Source organism: Pseudomonas sp. SA233 (assembly GCF_054792385.1).
On sequence record NZ_CP096449.1, the window covers coordinates 2336541 to 2359367 of the forward strand.

The window sequence follows — 22827 nt, forward strand, 5'->3', positions numbered from 1 at the left end:
TCATTGCTCCTTGAACGAGGCGTCCACGCGTTCGAGCATCGGCTTGAGCAGGTAGCTGAGCAGGTTGCGCTCGCCGGTCTTGATGGTGACGGTGGCCGGCATCCCGGGGCGGATATGGTTGCTGCCCAGCAGGGCCATGCCGTCCTGCGTCACTTCCACCTGGGCCAGGTAGTACGGCTGCTTGCTTTCTTCGTCCATCAGGCGGTCGGCGGAGATGGTCTTGACCCGCCCCGGGATATTCGGCGTCTTCGCATGGTTGAAGGCCGGGAAGGCCAGGTCCACGTTCAGGCCCGGCACCATCTTGTCGATGGCCTGCACCGGGATCATCGCGTCCACCTGCAACGGCTGGTCGAGCGGTACCACCTCCATGATCTTGGCCCCTGGCTGGATGATGCCGCCGACCGTGGCGATGCTCAGGGCCTGGACCATGCCGTCGATCGGCGAGCGGATCACCGTATGGGTCACTTCGTAGTCCAGCGCGCGCAGGCGATCGGCCAGGGTGGTGTTCTCCTTGGCGGTATCGGTCAGCTGTGATTCCACTTCCTTGAGGTAGTCGTGTTGGCGTTGCAGGATGCGCAGCTTGATTTCGGTGGCCTGGCTGCGCGCCCGGGCAATGTTGTTGAGGTTTTCGGCCTGACCGGCGGACAGGTCGGCATTGTTGCGCTCCAGCTCCAGCAGGCGGTTGCGTGGTACATAGCCTTCGGCGGCGAGCACGCGTGTGCCTTGCAGTTCCTGGTTGAGGAAGCCGATCTGCGAGGCGCGGGCGCCGTACACCTGCTGCAGGCCTTTGAGCTGCACCGCCGTGGCAGCCAGGTTTTCCTCGAGGATGTTCAGTTCGCCGGCAAGGCCTGCGCGGCGGGTGTCCAGCAGGCGCTGTTGCAGGTCCATGGCTGCCAGCAGGCGCGGGTCGCCGCCATAGTGCTCGAGCAGGGCAGGGTCGAAGGTGACCTGGTCGCGGCCATCGCGCTCGGCTTCCAGGCGGTTCTCCACGGTCTTGCTGACGATGTACTGGGCACTGACCGCACCCTGTTCGGCCACCGCGCGCAGGGCGTCCAGGCGTACCACCTCCTGGCCTTTCTTCACAACATCGCCTTCACGCACCAGGATCGCCTCGACCGTGCCACCGGTCAGGTGCTGCACCGCCTTGCGGTTGCTGCTGACCTTGACGGTACCGGTGGCGACCACACCGGCATCCAGCGGCGCCAGGCCCGACCACAGCAGGAAACCGCCAAAGCCGGCGACGACCAGCCACACGCCCCAGCGTGCCGGCCGATGAATGTCCAGGTCGATCTCGTGGCGAGCCTCGGCGGGAATCAACTCGGTGTGTTGGGTCATCTGCATGATCGGTCACTCCCGTACTTTTACCGACGCCAGCGGCGCAGCGGTCGCCGTCGGGATCACGCTGGCCTTGCGCAGCGCCGCGAACACTTCGTCGCGGCTGCCGAGCATGTGCACGGCACCGTCACGCAGCATCAGCACCTTGTCGACCGCGCACAGCACATTGGGCCGGTGGGAAATCAGGATTACCGTGGCCCCGCGTGCCTTGAGTTCGGCCAGCGCATCGACCAGGGCCTTTTCGCCAACGTCATCGAGGTTGGCGTTGGGCTCGTCCAGCACCACCAGGTTCGGCTCGCCATACAACGCGCGGGCCAGGGCGATGCGTTGCTTCTGGCCACCGGACAGCGGGCTGCCGTCGGCTGCCAGGCGGGTGTCGTAGCCCTGCGGGAAGCGCAGGATCATGTCGTGCACACCGCTGCTGCGGGCAGCGCGGATCACCGCTTCGCTGTCCACTTCGGCAAAGCGTGCGATGTTTTCGGCGATGGTGCCCTCGAACAACTCCACGTCCTGCGGCAGGTAGCCAAGCCACGGGCCGAGTTCGGCCTTGTTCCAGGTGAAGATGTCGGCGCCGTCCAGGCGCACCTTGCCGGCCTGGGTCGGCCACACGCCTACCAGCAGGCGGGCGAGGGTGGATTTGCCCGAAGCCGACGGGCCGATGATGCCCAGGCTTTCACCCGGGACCAGGCTGAAGCTGACCCCGCGCACGATGCTGTTGCTGGTGCCGGGAGCACCGGCGACCACGTTTTCCACGGCCAGCATGCCCATTGGCCGTTGCAGCGACATGCTTGGTGGCCGCTGCGGGTAGTCGTGCAGCAGGTCGTTGAGCCGGCCCCAGGCGGAACGGCAGCCCAGCAGTTGCTTCCACGCGGCGATCACCTGTTCTACCGGGGCCAGGGCGCGGCCGGTAAGGATCGAGCAGGCGATCATCATGCCGGGGGTGATCTTGCCTTCGATAGCCAGCAGTGCGCCAGCGCCGAGGATCACCGATTGCAAGGTAATGCGCACGAAGCGCCCGGTGCTACTGATGATCGCCGCGCGGTCGGAGGCCAGGGTCTGCATCTGCAGGATGCGCAAATGGCCCTGAAACCAGCGCTTGCCGATCGCTGGCAGCATGCCCATGGCTTCGATCACTTCGGCGTTGCGCAGGTTGTTGTTGGCGTAGCTGGCCGACGACATGGCCGCCTGGTTGGCCTCGGCCAAGGGTTTTTGCGTGGCCTTCTCGGTGAGGTAGGCCAGGCCCACCAGGATCAGCGAACCGATCAGCGTCACCAGCCCCAGCAGTGGGTGGATCAGGTAGCAGACCAGCAGGTAGATCGGTGTCCACGGGGCATCGAAGAAGGCGAACAGGCCGTTGCCGGTGAGAAATTGCCGTACCTGGGCCAGGTCCTGCAGGGCCTGGGCCGGGTTGCCGCCGGCGCGGCTCAGGTTGCGTTCGAAGGCAGCGCTGAAGATGCGTCGGTTCAGATCCATGTCGAGGAAGTTGCCGACCCGGATCAGTACGCGGGTGCGGATCATCTCCAGGGCCGACATCAGCATGAACAGGCCGATCACCAGCAAGGTGAGCATGGTCAGGGTGGTGACGTTGCGGCTGACCAGGGCGCGGTCGTACACCTGCAACATATAAATAGCTGGCGTCAACATCATGACGTTTATGACGCCGCTGAAGGCGGCCAGGGCAAAAAAGCTGCGGCGCAGGCGGAACAGCACGTCGGCCAACTCGGAACGGGTGCGTGGTGGCTTGTGCATCGGGGGCCTCCCTTTATCACAAACGGGAAGCCCTTGCGGCGGCCCGTACAGCGGTAGTTGTGGCTTCTGGTCGGCTCGCAGGCGGGTCGCTCTGAGGGCGAATGGTCCAAAACGCTGCGCTGCTCCCACATGCTGGAGCGTAGGTTGCAGTGAAACACTCGGTAATATCTTTTTGCTCTATAAAATCTTTGAACTTTTCATAAGTGCCGTGAAAACAGTAAGTTGTATAGCGCTGTCAGCGTTGCGTGAATTTTTGACGGGATATTGACAAGCTTTTGTTCTACGACTTTAGTCTGATGTATTCGGACCCTGTGCGAGCTGGGGTCGATGTGTGTGCGGTGCCAACCTGTATCGCACCATTTACAAGGTTCCCGCCGTTCCTGTGGGAGCCGGCTTGCCGGCGATGAGGCCAGTGGCGATAACGCAGCACCGTAGTGCCCAACTGCCCCAGAACCCAGAATCAGAAACTGCGCACGTCACACTGACTGGGCGCGGGAAGGACCCTGTTGCCCTGAGTCATCTCCCGACAGATCGAGGGCAATTGAAATGGCAGATTTCAGCAAGTCGGACCTGGAGTTCATCCTTCAGCAGATCTTCATCGCCGAAGCGCATGCCGATGGCGCCAGCCTGATCGACCTGCTGCCCAACAGCCAGGTGCCGTTCGGCCTGCGTACCGTGGACGGCAGCTACAACAACCTGGTGACCGGGCAGAGCGAGTTCGGCGCCGCCGACAATTCGTTCCTGCGCCTGCTCAGCCCATCCTTCACCGGCGACTATGCCGGCACCGGCACGGTCATCGACTCGCAACCCCGCACCATCAGCAACCTGATCGTCGACCAGACGGCGAACAACCCGGCAGCGGTCGAAGCCAATGGCGGCGCCGCCCCGGTGATCAGCCCCGGCATCGACGGGGTATTCGGCACCGCTGACGACACGGAGGTGTTCTTCATCCCCAACGTGTCGCCCGACGTCGGCCTGACCGCCGGCTTCAACGCCTGGATGACCTTCTTCGGCCAGTTCTTCGACCACGGCCTGGACCTGGTCACCAAGAGCAGCACCGACGTCGTGTTCATCCCGCTGCAGCCGGACGACCCGCTGTACGTCGAAGGCAGCCCGACCAACTTCATGGTGCTGCCGCGCGCCGTGCGTACTGCAGGCGCCGATGGTGTGGTGGGTACTGCCGACGATGGCCAGACCAACACTACCTCGCCGTTCGTCGACCAGAGCCAGACCTACAGCTCGCACCCCTCGCACCAGGTGTTCCTGCGTGAATACACGCTCAATGCCGCAGGCGACCCGGTAGCCACCGGGCGGTTGATCACCAACCGTGACCTGGGCGCCGATGGCCGCTTCGGCACCGCCGACGATGGCAATGGTGAAAGCGGTGGCATGGCCACCTGGGCAGTGGTCAAGGCCCAGGCCCGCGACCTGCTGGGTATCAACCTGACCGACGCCGATGTGCACAGCGTGCCACTGCTGGCCACCGACCCCTACGGCAACTTCCTGCGTGGGCCCAACGGCATGCCGCAGGTGGTGATGCGCGTGAACAATGGTGCCGACGGCATTGCCGGTACCGCCGACGACGTCACCACGCTGGTCGAAGGCAACCGCGACGCGCCTATCAGCCTGGCCAATGCCGTGAGCACCGGGCATGGTTTCCTTGACGACATCGCCCATAACGCCGCGCCGGTGATCGTGAACGGTGTGCTGCAGGCCGACGCCGATATTGCCGTTGGCAACGCGCAACCAACCGGGCCTGGCGGCAACAACCTGACCTATGACAACGAACTGCTCGACGCCCACTACATCGCCGGCGACGGCCGGGTGAACGAGAACATCGGCCTGACCGCCGTGCACCACGTGTTCCACTCCGAGCACAACCGCCTGGTGCAGCAGACCAAGGACACCCTGCTGGCCGCCGGTGACCTGGCGTTTCTCAACCAGTGGCTGATCGATGATGTCGCTGCCATCCCCACCACGCCCGCCGAAATCGCCGCGCTGGTATGGGACGGCGAGCGGCTGTTCCAGGCTGCCAAGTTCGGCACCGAAATGCAGTACCAGCACCTGGTGTTCGAGGAGTTCGCCCGCACCATTCAGCCGCAGATCGACGAGTTTCTCGCCCCCAACGGCTATGACACCTCGATCGATCCGGCCATCCTCGCCGAGTTCGCCCACGTGGTTTACCGCTTCGGCCACTCGATGCTGACCGAAACCGTCGACCGCTACGACCCGACGTTCGCCACGGTGAATGACGACCCGCAGCTGGGCCTGATCGCTGCCTTCCTCAACCCGCTGGCATTCGCCGGCAGTGGCGCCACTGCCGATGAAGCGGCCGGTGCGATCATCCGCGGTGTCACCCGCCAGTTGGGCAACGAAATCGACGAGTTCGTCACCGAAGCGCTGCGCAACAACCTGCTCGGCCTGCCGCTGGACCTGCCTGCGCTGAACATCGCGCGTGGCCGTGACACCGGCATCCCCACCCTGAACGAGGCGCGCCGCGAGTTCTACGCCATGACTGGCGACAGCCAGCTCAAGCCCTACATCAGCTGGGCCGACTTTGCCGACCACCTCAAGCACCCGGCGTCGCTGATCAACTTCATCGCCGCCTACGGTACCCACGCCACCATCACCGGGGCGGACACTGAAGCGGCCAAGCGCGCCGCTGCCGTAGCGCTGGTGCTTGGCGGTGATGGCGCGCCAGCGGACCGCCTGGACTTCCTCAACGGCACCGGCGCCTATGCCAACGTGACACTGGCCGGTGCCGACGGCATCGCCGGCACCGCCGATGACATCACCGGGGTGACCGTGACCGGTGTCGATGCCATCGACTTCTGGGTCGGCGGCCTGGCCGAGAAGAAAATGCCATTCGGCGGCATGCTCGGCTCCAGCTTCAACTTCGTCTTCGAAACCCAGCTGGAAGCCCTGCAGAACGGCGATCGGTTCTACTACCTGTCGCGTACGGCGGGCATGAACTTCGGCACCGAACTGGAGAACAACTCCTTCGCCAAGCTGATCATGCTCAACTCCGATGTCACCCACCTGTCCAACACCGTGTTCCTCACGCCCACCTTCACCCTGGAAGTGGACCAGACCAAGCAGTTCACCGGCCTGGGCGCAGACGGCCGGGCCGACCCGACGGGCGGCATCATGATCAACGGTGTCGAAGTGGTGTCGCTGGTGATTCGCGACAACCCCGATACCGTGGGTACCGACACCAACTTCCTGCATTACACCGGCGAAGACCACGTGGTGCTGGGCGGCACCTCCGGCAACGACATCATCATCTCCAGTGAGGGCGACGATACGCTCTACGGCGACGCCGGCAATGATACCCTGGAAGGCGGTGCGGGCAACGATGCGGTGTTGGGCGGTGCCGGTGACGACATCATCACCGACTCGTTCGGCGACAACCGCCTGGAAGGCAACGACGGCAACGATGTGATCGTCGCCGGCAGCATGCTGGCGGCCGGCAACCTGATCCTGGGCGGCAACGGCCAGGACTTCATCATCACCACCGAAGACATCAGCACCACCTTCGGCGGCCAGGGCGACGACTTCATTCTCGGCGCCAAGACCAACCTGCCACCGACCGGCAACGAGGGTGACGACTGGATCGAGAAGGGCACCCAGGACGGTGCGCCCGGCGACAACTTTGCGCCGCTGCTGGGTGACGAAGTGGTCGGCAACGACATCTTCGTCGGTGGTGGCGGCTTCGACGAAATGATCGGCGAGGGCGGCGATGACATCTTTGTCGGCAGCGATGCCCAGGACAAGATGGATGGCATGTCCGGTTTCGACTGGGTTACCAACAAGAATGACCAGGTCGGCGTCACCGTCGACCTGACCCTGGCCGCCCTGGCTCAGCCTCATGGCAACGCACCGAACCAGAACACCGGTATTTTCAACCCGGTCGGCGCCTCGCCGGCCTCCATCCTCGACCGCTTCGCCGAGGTCGAGGGCGTGTCCGGTTCGAACTTCGCCGATGTGCTCAAGGGCGATAATGTCGATGCCGTGACCATCCTCAACCATGGTGGTGCTACCGGTAGTGCGCTGACCAACGTGGCGCTGATCCGTGGCCTGCAGCAGTTCCTGGCCGATGCCGGGTTGCCGACCACCGGCTTTGCCACCGGTAACATCATGCTCGGCGGCAACGGCAGCGACCTGATCGAAGGCCGTGGCGGTGATGACCTGATCGACGGCGACAAGTGGCTCAACGTGCGCATCGCTGTGTACGCGCCGGGAGACGTCAACCACACCGGCCCTGAAATCGCCAGCTTCGACAGCATGGTCGACATGATTCCGTTCATGCTCGACCGTACCTACAACCCTGGCCAGCTCAAGGCCGTGCGGGAAATCCTGCCCGGCACCTCGACGGGTGGGGCGGCGTTCGACACGGCGGTGTTTTCGGGGGTGCAGAGCGAGTACACGGTGACGCAGAACACCAAAGGTACGCTGGACACTTCCGATGACGTCTGGACGGTGACCGACAACGTGGCCGGCCGCGATGGCGTCGATACCCTGCTGCACATCGAGCGCCTGCAGTTCGCCGACAGCCAGCGGGTGCTGGTGGAAGGGCTGAATGCGCAGCCTGTCGGCAGCCCGACCGTTACTGATAACAACGGCGGCGCGATTACCGTGGGCGACCTCCTTACGGTAAACGTGGCCGGCGTGCGGGATGCCGACAACATCAGCGTCGGTAACCCGCTTGGCACGCTCGCCGACCGTTCGGTGTCGTACTACTGGCAGTTCGAGGCCACCCCGGGCAGCGGTGTGTTCGAAGACATCATCCTGCTGCCGGCAGGCGACCTGGCGTTCCAGAGCGCCGACGGCACCACGTTCAAGGTGTCGCCGGACCTGGCCGGGTTGTCGTTGCGGGTCAAGGCGATCTACCAGGACGCCCATGGCACCACCGAAGTGCTGTTCTCCCAGCCCACCACCGTGGTGCAACCGGGCGCGCCTGTGGTACCGACGCCAGCCACGCCGGTGGTGGATGCCACGGCAGGCGGTGCCGGGCTGCACATGGTGCGCTCCGACCTCAACTTCATCCTCGAGCAAATCAAGATTGCCGAGGCCGACGCCAACGGGGCAGACATCCTCTCGCTGCTGCCCAACATCCGTGCGCCACTCGGCCTGCGGGCGGTGGATGGTTCGAACAACAACCTGATGAACCTCAACGGCATCAACAACACCGAGTTCGGTGCGGCCGATAACGTCTTCCCGCGCGTGACCGACCCGGTGTTCAACCCGGCCGAAGGTGCACCGGCCGGCTTCTTCGGCCCTGGCTCGCCGGCCATTCCGGGCTCGTCGTACCAGCAGACCAGTGGCCCGGTATTCGACTCGCAGCCGCGCACCATCAGTAACCTGATCGTCGACCAGACCTCCAACAACCCGGCGGCCTATGCCACCGCGTATGATCCGGGTGCGGACGGCGTGCTCAACTTCGGCGTCGAGGGCAATGACGACGTGCTCAAGGACGGCGTGCGCATTGTCGCCAGCCCGGGCCTGGACGGCCAGTTCGGCACCGACGACGATCACGACGTTTACCTGTTCGAGAACACCGCCGCCGATGCCGGCCTGTCCGCGCCGTTCAACGCCTGGATGACCTTCTTCGGGCAGTTCTTCGACCATGGCCTGGACCTGGTCACCAAGGGGGGCTCGGGCACCATCTACATCCCGCTGCAACCGGATGACCCGCTGTACGTGGAGGGCGGTTTCACCAACTTCATGGTGGTGACCCGTGCCACCAACCAGCCTGGGCCGGACGGCGTGCTTGGCACGGCCGACGACATTCACGAGCACACCAACACCACCTCGCCGTTCGTGGACCAGAACCAGACCTACAGCTCGCACCCCTCGCACCAGGTGTTCCTGCGCGGCTATGTGCTGACTGACGACGGGCCTATTGCCACCGGCCGGTTGATCACCAACCGGGACCTGGGCGCCGACGGCCGCTACGGTACCGCCGACGACACCGAAATTGGTGGCATGGCGACCTGGAAGGTGGTCAAGGCCCAAGCTCGTGACGTACTGGGCATAAACCTGACCGATGCAGACGTAGACAACGTGCCGCTGCTGGCGACCGATGCCTACGGCAACTTCATCAAGGGGCCCAACGGCTTCCCGATGGTGATCATGAAAGGCGCCGACGGCATTGCCGGCACGGCCGACGACCAGCAGGTCGAAGGCAACCCGCTGGCGCCGATCGACCTGACCAATGCCGTGCGTACCGGTCACCAGTTCCTTGCCGACATCGCCCACAATGCCGTGCCGGTGTTCAGCAATGGCGCGCTGGTGCCTGATGCAGATACCGATGTCGGCAACGCCGTGCCGGTGAACCCGCAGACCGGTGCCAAGCTGGCCTACGACAATGAGCTGCTCGATGCGCACTACATCGCCGGCGACGGCAGGGTCAACGAGAACATCGGCCTGACCGCCGTGCATGCGATCTTCCACTCCGAGCACAACCGGCTGGTGGCGCAGACCATGGACACCGTGCTCGACTCGGGTGACCTGGCCTTCATCAACGAGTGGCTGCTCAACCCGTTGAGCGCGCTGCCGGCCAACCAGGCCGAGATCGACGCACTGGTGTGGAATGGCGAGCGGCTGTTCCAGGCCGCCAAGTTCGGTACCGAGATGCAGTACCAGCACCTGGTGTTCGAGGAGTTCGCCCGTACCGTGCAGCCACGGGTAGACTTGTTCTTCGCCCCGACCCAGGTGTATGACGTCGACCTCGATGCGTCGATCGTGGCCGAATTCGCCCACACCGTGTACCGCTTTGGCCACTCGATGCTGACCGAAACCGTCGACCGCTTCGACGTCGACTTCACCGTCATCAGCGACCCGGCCAGCGCCAACCCCGACCAGCAACTGGGCCTGATCGCGGCGTTCCTCAACCCGCTGGCGTATGCCGCCAGTGGCGTCACCCCCGAGGATGCCACCAGCGCCATCGTGCGCGGGGTAACCCGCCAGGCCGGTAACGAAATCGATGAGTTCGTCACCGAGGCGCTGCGCAACAACCTGCTCGGCCTGCCGCTGGACCTGCCGGCGATCAACATCGCTCGGGGCCGCGACGTCGGTATCCCTTCGCTGAACGCCGTGCGCCGCGACATCTACGCGCAAACCGGCGATACCCAGCTCAAGCCCTACACCAGCTGGGTCGACCTGGTGCAGCACCTGAAGCATCCGGAGTCGTTGATCAACTTCATCGCCGCCTACGGCACCCACAGCACCATCACCGGGGCCACCACGTTGCTGGAGAAACGCGCGGCGGCCATGGCCCTGGTGTTCGGCGGCGACGGCGCGCCAGCCGATCGCCTGGACTTCCTCAACAGCACCGGCGCCTACGCCAACGTCACCCTGCCTGGCAAGGATGGCGTGCTCGGCACCGTCGATGACCTGCGGGCAGTGACCGTGACCGGTGTCGATGCCATCGACCTGTGGATCGGTGGCCTGGCGGAGGCGAAAACCCCATTCGGCGGCATGCTGGGCAGCACGTTCAACTTCGTGTTCGAAAACCAGATGGAGAAACTGCAGGACGGCGACCGCTTCTACTACCTGGAGCGCACCGCCGGCCTGTCGATGAACGCCGAGCTGGAAAGCAACTCGTTCGCCAAGCTGATCATGGCCAACACTTCGGCCACCCACTTGCCGGGCCTGGTGTTCTCCGACGTTGGCTTCTACCTGGAAGTGGACCAGAGCAAGCAGTTCAACGAAGGCCTGGGCAATGCCGACCCACTGGGCGAAAACGGCAAGCAGGTGGTGTTCCGCGACAGCCCGCTGACAGTAGGCCCGGACACCAACTACATCCGCTATGCCGGTGACCAGCATATCGTGCTGGGTGGCACCAACGGTGACGACATCCTGGTTTCCAGCGAGGGTGACGACACGGTCTGGGGCGATGGCGGCAACGACCGCATCGAGGGTGGCGACGGTAACGACCAGCTGCGTGGTGGTGCCGGCGACGACATCATCAGCGACATGGGTGGTGACGACAACATCCAGGGCGGCGACGGCAACGATGTGCTGCACGGTGGTAATGGCATCAACCTGATCATCGGCGGTTTCGGCAACGACTTCATCGTTACCGGTGAGGACGCCTCCGAAGCCATTGGCGGCCAGGGCAACGACTTCATCCTGGGCAGCAAGGCCAACGAACAGGACATGGGCAACGAAGGTGACGACTGGATCGAGAAGGGCACCTCGGACGGTGCGCCTGGCGACAACTTCGACCCGCTCGGCAACGACCCGGTCATCGGCAACGACGTGTTCATCGGTGGCAACGAGAACGACAAGTTCAACGGTGAAGGCGGTGACGACATCATGGTCGGCAGCCTGGGCTTCGGTGACCGCTACATCGGTGGTTCCGGCTACGACTGGGCAACCTTCAAGGGCCTGGCCCAGGGCGTGACTGTCGACTTCAGCGACCGCTTCTTCAATGTGCCGCCGGTGCCGGGTTCGGGCGCGTCTGCGCTGGTGCGCTTCGACATCATGGAAGGCCTGTCGGGGTCGGCTCATGGCGACTTCCTGCGTGGTGACAGCGAAACCTCTGCCACCTTGCCGACCAATGGCGCCAACGGCAGCGTACTGACCAACATCAGCCTGATCAACGGCCTGTCCAGCCTGCTGGCCGCCGGTGCAACGTTCTACGATGGTGGCAACATCATCCTCGGTGGCAGTGGTAGCGACCTGATCGAAGGCCGTGGCGGCGACGACATCCTCGACGGTGACAAGTGGCTGAACGTGCGCATCAGCGTGCGCGCCAACAGCGACGGCACCGGCCCGGAAATCGCCAGCTTCGACAGCATGGAGCCGATGGTGCCGCTGATGCTCAAAGGCACCTACAACCCGGGCCAGCTGGTGATCGTTCGCGAAATCCTCAACGGCACCGACAGCTACGACACGGCGGTGTACTCGGGGGTGGCCAGCGACTACAGCGTGGTGGTCGATGGCAACTCGGTGATCGTCACCGACTCGGTGGCCGGGCGTGATGGTGTCGACCGCCTGACCGGCATCGAGCGCCTGCAGTTCTCGGATGGCTCGCAAGCCTCCGGTGTGGGTACCGCCGTCAACGCCGGCCCCACCGGCAGCCTGGTGATCCTTGACGCTGCCACCGGCGTGCGTGACGACACACCGGTAAGCGGCCAGCTGCTGCGGGTTACCCCGCTGGCGGTACATGACGCGGACAATGTCAGCGCAACCAACCTGACCGGTGCGATCACCGGCCCGGTGGCGTATTACTGGCAAGTAGAGACTCTGCCAGGTTCGGGGGTCTATGAAGACATCACCTTCGTTGCTGCCGGTGAGGTTTCGCGAGCTGTCGGTACCACCTACCGGGTCACCGACGATGTGGCGGGGCTGAACATCCGCGTACGCGCGGTGTACCAGGACACCAAGGGCACGCTGGAAATCGTCGATTCGGCGCCGAACAACGCGCCGACTGCCGGGCCTACCGTGACCGGGCTGCTGGTGCAGAACCAGACGCTCACCGCCAACCCGGCAACCATTGTCGATGCCGACGGCCTGAGCAACCCGCGGTTCACCTTCCAGTGGCAGTCCAACCGGGGTACCGGCTGGGTCGACATTGCTGGCGCCATCAACAGCACCTTCCTCCTTACCCAGAACCAGGTGGGGCAGAACATGCGGGTGGTGGTCAGCTACGTGGATGACTTCGGTGTGCAGGAAAGCATTGCCTCCGACATCCTCGACCCGGTGGCCAACGTCAACGATGCGCCCACCGGTGCCGTGCTGATCAGCGACACCACGCCAGACCAGGGCCAGACGCTGACCGCGCTCACCGGCAGTATCGCCGACCTGGATGGGCTGGGCGCGTTCAGCTTCCAGTGGCAGCAGAACATTGGCGGCACCTTCAGCAACATCGCGGGTGCCACTGCTGCAACCTTCACTCCGGGCTTCGAACAGGGTAACCGGCAGTTGCGGGTGGTCGTGAGCTACACCGACGCCTTCGGCACCCTGGAATCGCTGACCTCGGCAGCGACTGCGGCGGTGGTGCCGCCGCCAGGCGTGGTGCTGGTCGGTACTGCCGGGGCCAACACCCTGACCGGTGGCGCGGGCAATGACACGCTCTCGGGGCTGGGCGGCAACGATGTGCTCAACGGCCTTGGCGGCGCCGACCAACTGTTCGGCGGTGATGGTAACGACATCCTCAACGGCGGTAACGACCCCGACAGCCTCGACGGCGGTGCCGGCAACGACACCCTCAACGGCGGGCTTGGTGCGGATGCCATGGTTGGCGGTGCAGGCAACGATACCTTCGTGGTCGACAACCTCGGCGATACCGTGAGCGAGGCGCTGAACGGCGGTGTCGACCTGGTGCAGACCACCCTTGCCAGCTACACCCTGGGTGCCAACGTCGAAAACCTGACCTTTACCGGGGCAGGCAACTTCACGGGTACCGGCAACACGCTGGCCAACACCATCACCGGTGGTGCTGGCAATGACCTGCTCGATGGCGGTGCCGGTATCGACCGCCTGGTCGGTGGCCTGGGCAACGACACCTATGTGGTGGACAACGCCGGGGATGTGGTAGTCGAGGCTACGGCTGCCGGTACGGATACCGTGCGTGCCACGGCGGCCAGCTACACGCTGGGGGCCAACGTCGAGAACCTGACCTATATCGGGGCGGGCAACTTCGCCGGTACCGGCAATGGCCTGGCCAACATCATTACCGGCGCGGCGGGTAACGACACCCTCAACGGCGATGGCGGCAACGACCAGTTGCTCGGTGGCCTGGGCAGCGACACCCTGAACGGTGGCGCTGGCGACGACACCCTCGACGGCGGCGCCGGTAACGACTCGCTGTTCGGGGACGCCGGCAACGATAACCTGCAGGGTGGTGCCGGTGATGACAACCTTGACGGCGGCAACGGCGTCGATGTGCTGCAGGGTGGCGATGGCAACGACACGCTGTTTGGTGACGTTGGCAATGACACCTTGCAGGGCGGTGCCGGCAATGACTTCCTCAACGGTGGGGCGGGTAACGATACCGTCGTGGGCGGTGCCGGCAACGACACGATGATGGCCACCGATGGCAATGATGTCTTCCAGTTCGCTGCCGGCTTCGGCAATGACCTGATCATCAACTTCGACGCAGTCCCGCAGGGTGGCCAGGACCGGCTGGATATCTCTGCCCTCAACATTACCGCGGCCACCTTTGCCGCCAACGTCACCATCGCCGATGTCGGCAATGACACGCTGGTCAGCATCGGTGCTACCGACTCCATCCGCCTGGTGGGGGTGGCGGATGCAACCACGGTGACCGTAGCGGACTTCAACCTGGCAGGTTGAGGGCCTGGGAGGACGCAGCATGGGCCGCTCTGCGGCCCATTCGCGGGCAAGCCCGCTCCTACAGGGATATCACTGCCCTCAGGCTTGATGATACCCCTGTGGGAGCGGGCTAGCCTGCGATTGGGCCGCATAGCGGCCGATGTCGCACGCGCTTACTTAATGAACCGCACCTGGCTGTTGATCTTCTCGATCACCGCCCCCTTGCGTTCGTTGAACCGGGCCTTGTTCTGCTCGAACAGGTTGTTGCCCTTGGTGTCGATGGAGATGATCAACGGGCCGAACTCGCGCACGCGGTTCACCCACAGGGTCTCCGGCATGCCCAGGTCCTGCCATTCCGCACGCTCGATCTCTTCCACCTGGGTCGCCGCCAGCACCGCGCAACCGCCCGGGAACACTGCATGCACTGCCTTGTTCTCCAGGCAACCGGTCGTGGTCTCCGGGCCCATGCCGCCCTTGCCGACGATCAGCTTGACGCCGGTCTGCTCGATGAACTGTTTCTCGAACTTTTCCATGCGCATGCTGGTGGTCGGGCCAATGGAGACCATCTCGAAGCTGCCATCATCCTTCTTCCTGACGATGGGGCCTGCGTGGAAAATCGCGCCGCCACGCAAGTCGACCGGCAGCTCGCGGCCCAGCTCGATGAGCCGGCGGTGGGCAACGTCACGGCAGGTCACCAGTTGGCCGGTGAGGTAGACCACATCGCCCACGTTGAGGTTGGCCAGGTCTTCGTCGCTGATTGGTGTGCTCAGGATTTTCTTCACAGTACTACCCCTTCGTGCGAGAGGATGTCGTAGGACAGGTCGGCGTTGATGCGGATCTTGCCGCGGCGGTGCGCCCAGCAGCCGGTGGATACCGCCACACCGATGGTGGACGGGTGGCGGGCCGAAGACTCGATGTTCACGCCCATCACGCTGCTGTTGCCGGTCAGGCCCTGTGGGCCGATGCCGATTTCGTTTAGGCCTTCCTCCAGCAACTTTTCCATCATCGCCGCGCTTTCGTTGGGGTGGCTGGAGTCCACTTCGCGCAGGATGGCCTTCTTCGACAGGCGTGCCGCCGTCTCCACCGAGGTCGATACCCCTACACCCACCAGCAGTGGCGGGCAGGCGTTGACACCGCGTGAGGTGATGACATCGAAGACGAACTCGGTCACCCCTTCATAGCCTTGCCCCGGCATCAGTACCTTGGCCGAGCCCGGCAGGGTGCAGCCGCCGCCGGCCATGTACACGTCGACGATGGCGTAGTCGGCATCGGGGATGATTTCCCAGTCCAGCCACGGGATCTTCGAGCCGGTATTGGTACCGGTGTTCTTCTCGATGAAGGTTTCCACCGCATTGTGGCGCAGCGGCCCCTGGATGGTGGCTTCCCTGGTGGCGTTCTCGAGGATGCCTTCCATCTCGCCCAGCAGCGGAAAGCGCGCGCCTGCCGAGACGAAGTACTGGATGACGCCGGTGTCCTGGCAGCTTGGCCGGTTGAGCTTGTCGGCGTATTCCTGATTATCGGCCATCGAGTCGTACACGGCGATGGCGAGCGGGTTGGTTTCGGCGGCGCGCAACTTGGCGGTTTTTTCCTTGACGTCGCGGGGCAGGCGCTTGCCGATATAGGCGGTGAACTTGGCCATCACGTCGGTAAGCGATGACACGGCTGTTTCTTTGTCCATGATTATTTCCTCACTGCATCACAAGGCGGGTTCTTTTTGCTGGTTTTCGAAAGGTCAGGGTGCGGGGGTGCCGGCCTCCATGCGTGCAAGGGCGGGGTGCGGAGCCGCGGCCTCGGGTTCGGGTTCGGTCGGCAACTGGCCGTCCAGGGCCTTGGCCATACGCTGCTTGTCCAGCGCACCCACCCAGTTGGCGATGGCCACGGTGCCGACCGCGTTGCCGATGGTGTTGGTGATGGCCCGGGCTTCGGACATGAAGCGGTCCACGCCCAGCAGCAGGACCATGCCGGCCACCGGGATGTTGTCCATGGTCGCCAGGGTCGCGGCCAGGGTGATGAAGCCCGAGCCGGTTACGCCGGCAGAGCCTTTGGAGGTGAGCAGCAGCACACCCAGCACGATCAGTTGGTCCATCAGGGTCAACGGTGTATTGGTGGCCTGGGCGATGAAGATGGCGGCCATGGTGTAGTAGATGCACTGGCCGTCCGGGTTGAAGGTGAGGCCCGAAGGGATCACCAGGCCGACCACAGGCTTGGACACGCCAACCTTTTCCAGCTTGTTCATCAGTTGTGGCACTACCGACTCGGATGAGCTGGTACCCAGCACCGTGAACAGTTCTTCCTTGAGGTACTTGAGGAACTTCCACAGGTTGAAGCCGCACAGCCGGGCAATGGCGCCCAGCACCACCACCACGAACAGGAAGCAGGTCAGGTACATGGTCGCCATCAGCTTGCCCAGCGAAACGATCGAGCCCAGCCCGTACTTGCCCACGGTGAAGGCCATGGCCCCGCAGGCGGCCAGCGGTGCCACGCGCATGATCATGCCGACGATGAAGAACATGCCGTGGGAGAACGCTTCCAGCACATCCACCATCGGCTTGCCGCGCGGGCCCAGGTGGGAGAGGGCGATGCCGAACAGCGTGCTGAACAGCAGGATCGGCAGGATCTCGTTCTTGGCGAAGGCATCGGTCACGCTGCCGGGTATCACATGCAGCAGGAAGTCGATGAAGCCGCCGCTGTTGCCGGCTGCCGCGGCGGTGTAGGTGGAGATACTTTTGGCATCGAGGGTGGCGGGGTCGACGTTCATGCCCTGGCCGGGCTGCACGATATTGACCACCACCAGCCCAAGCACCAGGGCAAAGGTGGACAGCACTTCGAAGTAGATCAGCGCGCGTACGCCGACGCGACCGAGTTCCTTCATGTTTTCCATCTTGGCGATGCCCAGCACCACCGTGGCGAAGATGATCGGGGCGAAGACCATCTTGATCAGTTTGATGAAGGCATCACCGACGGGCTTCAGATCAGCGCCAACCTGCGGCCAGAACACCCCGATCAGCACCCCGAGGGTTACGCCGATCAATACCTGTACGTAGAGCTTGCCGAACAATCGCTTGGCCATTGCCGTCTCCGAATTATTGTTGTGAGTCGGATTTATCTGGCGGCCGGGCTGCTCGTGAGGGTGCAGGTCACACCTGGCCTTGGCGGCCGAAGAGCCCAGCTTTCTTGTGGTTAATCACGCAGGGCAAAAGGTAATGGTTTTTCAAAAATGCTGTAATACAATGAAATTCAACTCATTGTTTCCCTCAGGTTAATTATGAATCCGGTATCGGAGCTGGCGTTCTTCACCCAGCTGATCAGGGTGGGTAGCCTGGCGGGCACCGCTCGCGAACTGAACCTGACCCCGCCAGCGGTCTCCAAGCGCCTGGCGCAGCTGGAACAGCGCCTGGGCGTGCGCCTGCTAAACCGCACCACACGCAGCATCAGCCTTACCGCCGAGGGCGAGACTTACCTGGTGAATGCCAAGCGCATATTGGGCGAGATCGAGGAAATGGAGCGGCAGGTGTCCAGCAGCCGTGCCGAGCCCAAGGGCTTGCTGCGGGTCAATGCGCCGCTGGGCTTTGGCCGTACCCATGTGGGGCCGGCGGTGTCGTCGTTTGCCAAGCGCTATCCCGAAGTGGAGGTGCAACTGCACCTGACCGACCGCCCCATTGCCCTGCCGAACGACGCCATCGACGTGGCCATCCGTTTTGGCGAGCTGCCCGACTCGCGGCTGATCGCCCGCAAGATCGCAGCCAACCGCCGCCGATTGTGTGCGTCGCCCGGTTATCTGGAAGCCCACGGTACCCCCGAAGCGCCGAAGGACCTGGCCAGCCACAACTGCATCGTGTTACGCCAGAATGACGCCGCGTTCGGTATCTGGCGGCTGAGCCGCGGCAAGCAGAGCGAATCGGTGAAGGTGCATGGCAGCCTCAGCACCAATGATGGCGAGGTCGCCCTGAACTGGGCGGTGGACGGGCAGGGCATTCTGTTGCGGGCCGAGTGGAACCTGGCCGATCACCTGCGCAGCGGGCGCCTGGTGGAGGTGCTTGGCGATTACCAGACGCCGCCTGCGGATATCTATGCGGTGTACCTGGAACGCCTGAACCTGTCGGCCAAGGTGTCGTGTTTCGTCGAGCACCTGAGGGCATTCTTCCGCCAGGGGGACAGCCTGGCAGCGTGGCATTGAGGCCTTTACCACAGGCGATCGCGTTATACTCCGCGCCTTTGCCCATGCCCGGAATCCGCCCATGCGCCAGGTTTTGCTCATTGTCGATGTCCAGTCCACCTTCAGCCCGCCCGAGTGGCTGGTCGATGGCCTGCGCCGGTTGTCGGCGAACATCCCCACCATTGCCTCGGTCGAGTTGCACGATGAACAGGTCACGCCGTTCGAGCGCCAGCTCGGCTGGCACCCGGCGGCGGAGGACGAGAGCCTGGTCGAAGCCGACCAGGTGTTCGTCAAGCATGGCTACGGGCAGAGCGCAGAGGCCATCGAGTACATCCGGCAACTGGGCGTGGAGAGGGTGCTGGTATGTGGGTTGCAGACCGAAACTTGCGTGCTGGCCGCCGGTTTTGCCCTGTTCGATGCGGGGCTGATGCCCACCCTGGTAACGGACATGACTGTAGGGTCTTCGCTGGACAGGTCGGGCAAGCTGGGCATCGACCTTTGGAAGCATCACTTCCGCCAGGTCACTACCTCGGCCGAGGTGCTGGCCGAAGTGGCCTCACGAGGCTAGTGCATGCAATCATCATGCGGGCATGCATTTGCGCTGCGCTGTCACGTAGAGAACTGAATTCGCAAGCGGTCCGCGTACCCTGTGGGAGCGGCTTTAGCCGCGAAGAATACAACGCGGTGCATGGCACCGGCTGCGCCGGTGTTCGCGGCTAAAGCCGCTCCCACAGAGTCCCTGCTAATTCAATGAGTCATGTGCAGTTCTGTGGGAGCGGCCTTGTGTCGCGAAAGGGCTGCAAATCAGCCCCGGCAATATGTGCAGTGCAGCTGAAATCGAGGGGCTGCTGCGCAGCCCTTTCGCGACACAAGGCCGCTCCTACACAGAACGTGTCGCAAGGCAAAAACCTCAGGCCACATCCACCAGCACGATCTCGCTGTCCTCGATGGCGGTCACCCGCAGCACCTCCTCCTGCTCGATCGCCACGCCATCGCGCGCCTTGGCACGCAGCCCGTTGACCTCCACCAGCCCCTTGGCCGGCACCAGGTAACCCCGGCGAGCGGTATCGAAGCGGTACTCGGCAGTTTCACCGGCCCGCAGGGTGGCAGCCACCAACCGCGCATCGGTGCGGATCTGCAGGCTGTCCTCGTCGCCCGCACGGCCGCTGGCCAGGGTCACGAAGCCTTCGCCACGCTCACCTTTGGGGAACGGCCGGGTACCCCATTGCGGTGCTTCGCCGGTGCGCTCCGGCACGATCCAGATCTGGAAAATACGCGTGTCGACGTCTTCCAGGTTGTACTCGCTATGCACGATGCCAGTGCCGGCGCTCATCACCTGCACGTCACCGGCTTCGGTACGGCCTTTGTTACCCAGGCTGTCCTGGTGACTGATCGCGCCTTCACGCACATAGGTGATGATTTCCATGTCGCGGTGCGGGTGCGGCGGGAAGCCGCTGCCAGCAGCGATCAGGTCGTCGTTCCACACCCGCAGGTTGCCCCAGTGCATGCGCGCCGGGTCGTAGTACTCGGCAAACGAGAAATGATGGTGGGCGTCGAGCCAGCCGTGGTTGGCGTGGCCGAGGCTTTCGAACGGTCGCAGTTGCAGCATGGTCGTGCTCCTTGAATCAGTGGAATGAGGCCATGATGCGTCAAAGAAGCATCGAAAATAAGCGTAAATATCGGCTTAAAACAATCAGTAAAATAGATTAATTGCGATGGAGTGTTTTATTCGCTTCATCACCTAATCCACTGATCTGCAAGCATTCGCTGGCGATTTTTTGTCGATGCGGCGAACATGCCCGCTGATTTTGTTTTTCAACGGAGTGACCGTGGCCCACGAGCAACCCCAGGCCCCCGCCGACCTTACCCCTCCTGCACAACTGCCTTGGTTTCGCCGCCTGGCGGCCCGCCTGCTGGGGCGTGGCCTGACCCGCCTGCAGGCCCAGCACCGCGACTCCTGGTTCCTCGGCCACGCCAGCGGCCAGCGCAGTGGCCATGCCGATGGCGTGCGTGAAGGGTTCGAACGTGGGCGGGTGGAAGGTTACGAGGCCGGGCGCCAGGTGCTGGTGATCCGCGACACCCGGCCAGACACCGCCGGCGTACCGGGCCGGGACGACAACCTGTTCGATGACTGGCGCCTGCCGCTGACTGCCGAGCTGAAAAAGCGTTTCAAGGCCGATGTCGCCCAGCGCCTGCCCGCCGAGGCGCAACCCAGTGCCGCGCAATGGAAGCTGATTTTCAGTGACACACCGTCCACCTGCGTGGTGGCAGGGGCCGGGGCGGGCAAGTCCACCTCGCTGGTGCTGCGCATCCTGCTGTTGCGCCACTACCTGGGCTACGAGCTGGATGCGATGACCGTGGTCACCTTCACCCGCGAGTCGCGCAAGGACTTCATCAAGCGCCTGCTGCAGGTTTTCGCCTTGTGGCAGATCAACCTGCAACCGCCGCAGGCCCGCGAGCTGGTGCGCACCTTCCATTCGCGCATCCTGCCGCTGGTGCGCAGCCTGCCGGGGTTTGGCCAGGTGCGCGCGTTTGAAACGCTGGGCAACGAGATGCCGGCCGGGCGTGAAGCCGAGGCTGAGAGCAACCCGTTCGACCTGCGCCTGAACGATGCCCAGCGCCAGCAGCTGAACCAGTGCTACAGCACGCTGCTGGGCGAGAGCCCGCGCTTTGCCGAGCTGGTCGGCCTGTTGCGCAGCGAAGCCCTGCAACTGAAGCCGCTGGACCCGAACAACCCCGATGTGCAGAAGCGCGCCCAGGTAACCCAGCTGGCTGCCCAGCGCGACGAAGAGCTGTGCGATGTGATCGAAGACCTGTGGTTCGCCGCCGGCGCCTGGCCGATCAAGGGCATCGAACCCTGCCGCGAGACCATCGATATCCGTGGCAGCCGCTTCCATGTGCATGGTCGTCTGGCCGGCCAGGGGCCTTTGCTCGTGCTGGGCTTCGACCCGGCGGAAAGCGCGCAGTACCAGCGCCCCGGCGCCAAGCTGGCGGTGCGTGCCGAGTGGGCGGTCAAGCGCACCCTGTTGCAGGCCTTCTGCGACCAGCCTCTGATCTGGCTCGACAACTACGCCATGGCCCGGCGCCTGGCAGCCTCGCTGGCCGGTGATGCCGTGGCCGGCCCCGGCTTCGAATACAAGGTCAAGGGCGAACTGGCCCCGGCGCCACTGCTCGATGCCTTTGTCGGCGCGGCGAATTTCATCGAGAACCTCGGCCTGGAAGTGAACACTGCCGTGGCGGCGATGAGCTTCCCCTCCGGCGACAGCGATGCGCTGTTTTTCGAGGCCCTGGCCCTGTACTGGAAGGCCCTGGAGGCCCACCTGCTGGACCAGTCGCCGCCGGTGATGAGCTACAACCGCATGTTCGCCTTGTTCGGCGAGAACAACCCGGAAAACCTGCAACTGCTGCCCGACCCGTTGCTGCGGCCGCTGGCGCACCTGATGATCGACGAGTTCCAGGATGTGTCGCCGCAGATCGTCAGCTGGTTGCGGGCCAGCCTCGCCGAGATCCGCCGGCGCGGCCCGGCGATGCACATCGGGTGCCATGCCCAGCATTCGTCGCTGCTGTGTGTGGGCGACGACTGGCAGTCGATCTACGGCTGGCGTGGCAGTTCGCCCAAGTACTTCATGGAGTTCACCAAGGCCTTCCCGTCGCCGGCCAACACCCGGGTGATGCTGGTCGACAACTACCGTAGCCAGCAGCAGGTGATCGACGCGGCCGAGCACCTGGTCAAGGGCACCCCGGCGATAGCCGGCAAGAAAGCCAGGGCCAGTGGCCCGGCGGCCGAGTTGCCAGGCTCGCCGGTCAAGGTGTTCGACCGTGACGAGGCAGCCCTGGGTGAAACGCTGATCGAGCACTACCAGCGTGGCGAGACGGTGATGATGCTTTACCGCAAGGGCAGCGACAGGGCGCTGATGAACGAGCACCTGCAAGGCGTGCTGCACGCCGAAGCGGCGTTGCCGGCCGAGCAGCGCCGGCTGCGTCAGTTGACCTACCACAGTGCCAAGGGCTTGCAGGCCGATGCGGTCTTCATGCTGGGCGACTGCCAGTACCTGACCAGTTCACCCTACAAGAACCAGGTGTATCGCCAGGCCGGGTTGGGCAAGGCCGGTGATGCTCAGCCATTCGATACCGCGCAGAAGGAAGAGGTGCAGCGCCTGGCCTACGTGGCGGTAACCCGCGCGGTCAGGCACTGCTATTGGCATGTGGAGGCGGCCAACGCAGAGGCGGCGGCAGCGCCGCGTGCGTCGAGCCAGGTGGATGGGCGGCAGGCCTTCTTCGAAGACCTGCGTGGTCATTGATCA

The 22827-nt window shown here is 64.0% G+C and carries 10 protein-coding genes; 4 read left to right on the plus strand and 6 right to left on the minus strand.

The genetic code is table 11. The features are described from left to right. Both M1D87_RS10950 and M1D87_RS10955 read right to left on the minus strand, forming a co-directional pair. On the minus strand, positions 1-1341 hold the full coding sequence (locus tag M1D87_RS10950) for an HlyD family type I secretion periplasmic adaptor subunit (protein WP_123084955.1): 1341 nt from the start codon (positions 1339-1341) through the stop codon (positions 1-3). Between the two features lie 6 nt (positions 1342-1347). Then, complete coding sequence (locus M1D87_RS10955) at positions 1348-3084, minus strand: type I secretion system permease/ATPase (RefSeq protein ID WP_123084956.1); 1737 nt, start codon at positions 3082-3084, stop codon at positions 1348-1350. 546 nt (positions 3085-3630) lie between these two features. Between M1D87_RS10955 and M1D87_RS10960 the strand changes: the two genes are divergently transcribed. Next, positions 3631-14388: a peroxidase family protein gene (locus tag M1D87_RS10960; RefSeq protein WP_123084957.1), complete on the plus strand. Its 10758-nt coding sequence runs from the start codon at positions 3631-3633 to the stop codon at positions 14386-14388. 152 nt (positions 14389-14540) lie between these two features. Here M1D87_RS10960 and ttdB read toward each other — a convergent pair whose 3' ends face one another. From ttdB to M1D87_RS10975, 3 genes are read right to left on the minus strand one after another with little or no spacing between them, the layout of a single operon-like run. Continuing rightward, complete coding sequence (ttdB, locus tag M1D87_RS10965; RefSeq protein WP_003259286.1) at positions 14541-15149, minus strand: L(+)-tartrate dehydratase subunit beta; 609 nt, start codon at positions 15147-15149, stop codon at positions 14541-14543. After that, entirely contained in the window at positions 15146-16045 is a 900-nt protein-coding gene (ttdA, locus tag M1D87_RS10970) for a L(+)-tartrate dehydratase subunit alpha (RefSeq protein WP_013972067.1), read from the minus strand. Before ttdA ends, ttdB begins: the two co-directional genes overlap by 4 nt. Before the next feature lie 54 nt (positions 16046-16099). Next, entirely contained in the window at positions 16100-17437 is a 1338-nt protein-coding gene (locus tag M1D87_RS10975) for a dicarboxylate/amino acid:cation symporter (RefSeq protein ID WP_023661378.1), read from the minus strand. Positions 17438-17632: 195 nt separating this feature from the next. On the opposite strand from M1D87_RS10975, the gene M1D87_RS10980 reads away from it, so the two are divergent. Next, positions 17633-18544: a LysR substrate-binding domain-containing protein gene (locus M1D87_RS10980; protein WP_123084958.1), complete on the plus strand. Its 912-nt coding sequence runs from the start codon at positions 17633-17635 to the stop codon at positions 18542-18544. A gap of 61 nt (positions 18545-18605) precedes the next feature. Beyond that, positions 18606-19091, plus strand: a complete 486-nt coding sequence (locus M1D87_RS10985) for an isochorismatase family protein (protein ID WP_061302472.1) — start codon at positions 18606-18608, stop codon at positions 19089-19091. 342 nt (positions 19092-19433) lie between these two features. Here M1D87_RS10985 and M1D87_RS10990 read toward each other — a convergent pair whose 3' ends face one another. After that, entirely contained in the window at positions 19434-20132 is a 699-nt protein-coding gene (locus M1D87_RS10990) for a pirin family protein (RefSeq protein WP_013972071.1), read from the minus strand. A gap of 175 nt (positions 20133-20307) precedes the next feature. Here M1D87_RS10990 and M1D87_RS10995 point away from each other — a divergent pair, with 175 nt between their 5' ends. Continuing rightward, a complete protein-coding gene (locus tag M1D87_RS10995) occupies positions 20308-22824 on the plus strand; it encodes a UvrD-helicase domain-containing protein (RefSeq protein ID WP_123084960.1) in 2517 nt (838 codons plus the stop codon). Positions 22825-22827: the final 3 nt, after the last annotated feature.

Excerpts from the sequence above, each read along its gene's own strand:
- M1D87_RS10980 (WP_123084958.1), top strand. The coding sequence starts at position 17,633 with ATGAATCCGGTATCGGAGCTGGCGTTCTTCACCCAGCTGATCAGGGTG.
- ttdA (WP_013972067.1), bottom strand. The coding sequence starts at position 16,045 with ATGGACAAAGAAACAGCCGTGTCATCGCTTACCGACGTGATGGCCAAG.
- M1D87_RS10955 (WP_123084956.1), bottom strand. The coding sequence starts at position 3,084 with ATGCACAAGCCACCACGCACCCGTTCCGAGTTGGCCGACGTGCTGTTC.
- M1D87_RS10985 (WP_061302472.1), top strand. The coding sequence starts at position 18,606 with ATGCGCCAGGTTTTGCTCATTGTCGATGTCCAGTCCACCTTCAGCCCG.
- M1D87_RS10995 (WP_123084960.1), top strand. The coding sequence starts at position 20,308 with ATGCGGCGAACATGCCCGCTGATTTTGTTTTTCAACGGAGTGACCGTG.
- M1D87_RS10960 (WP_123084957.1), top strand. The coding sequence starts at position 3,631 with ATGGCAGATTTCAGCAAGTCGGACCTGGAGTTCATCCTTCAGCAGATC.
- M1D87_RS10975 (WP_023661378.1), bottom strand. The coding sequence starts at position 17,437 with ATGGCCAAGCGATTGTTCGGCAAGCTCTACGTACAGGTATTGATCGGC.
- M1D87_RS10950 (WP_123084955.1), bottom strand. The coding sequence starts at position 1,341 with ATGCAGATGACCCAACACACCGAGTTGATTCCCGCCGAGGCTCGCCAC.
- M1D87_RS10990 (WP_013972071.1), bottom strand. The coding sequence starts at position 20,132 with ATGCTGCAACTGCGACCGTTCGAAAGCCTCGGCCACGCCAACCACGGC.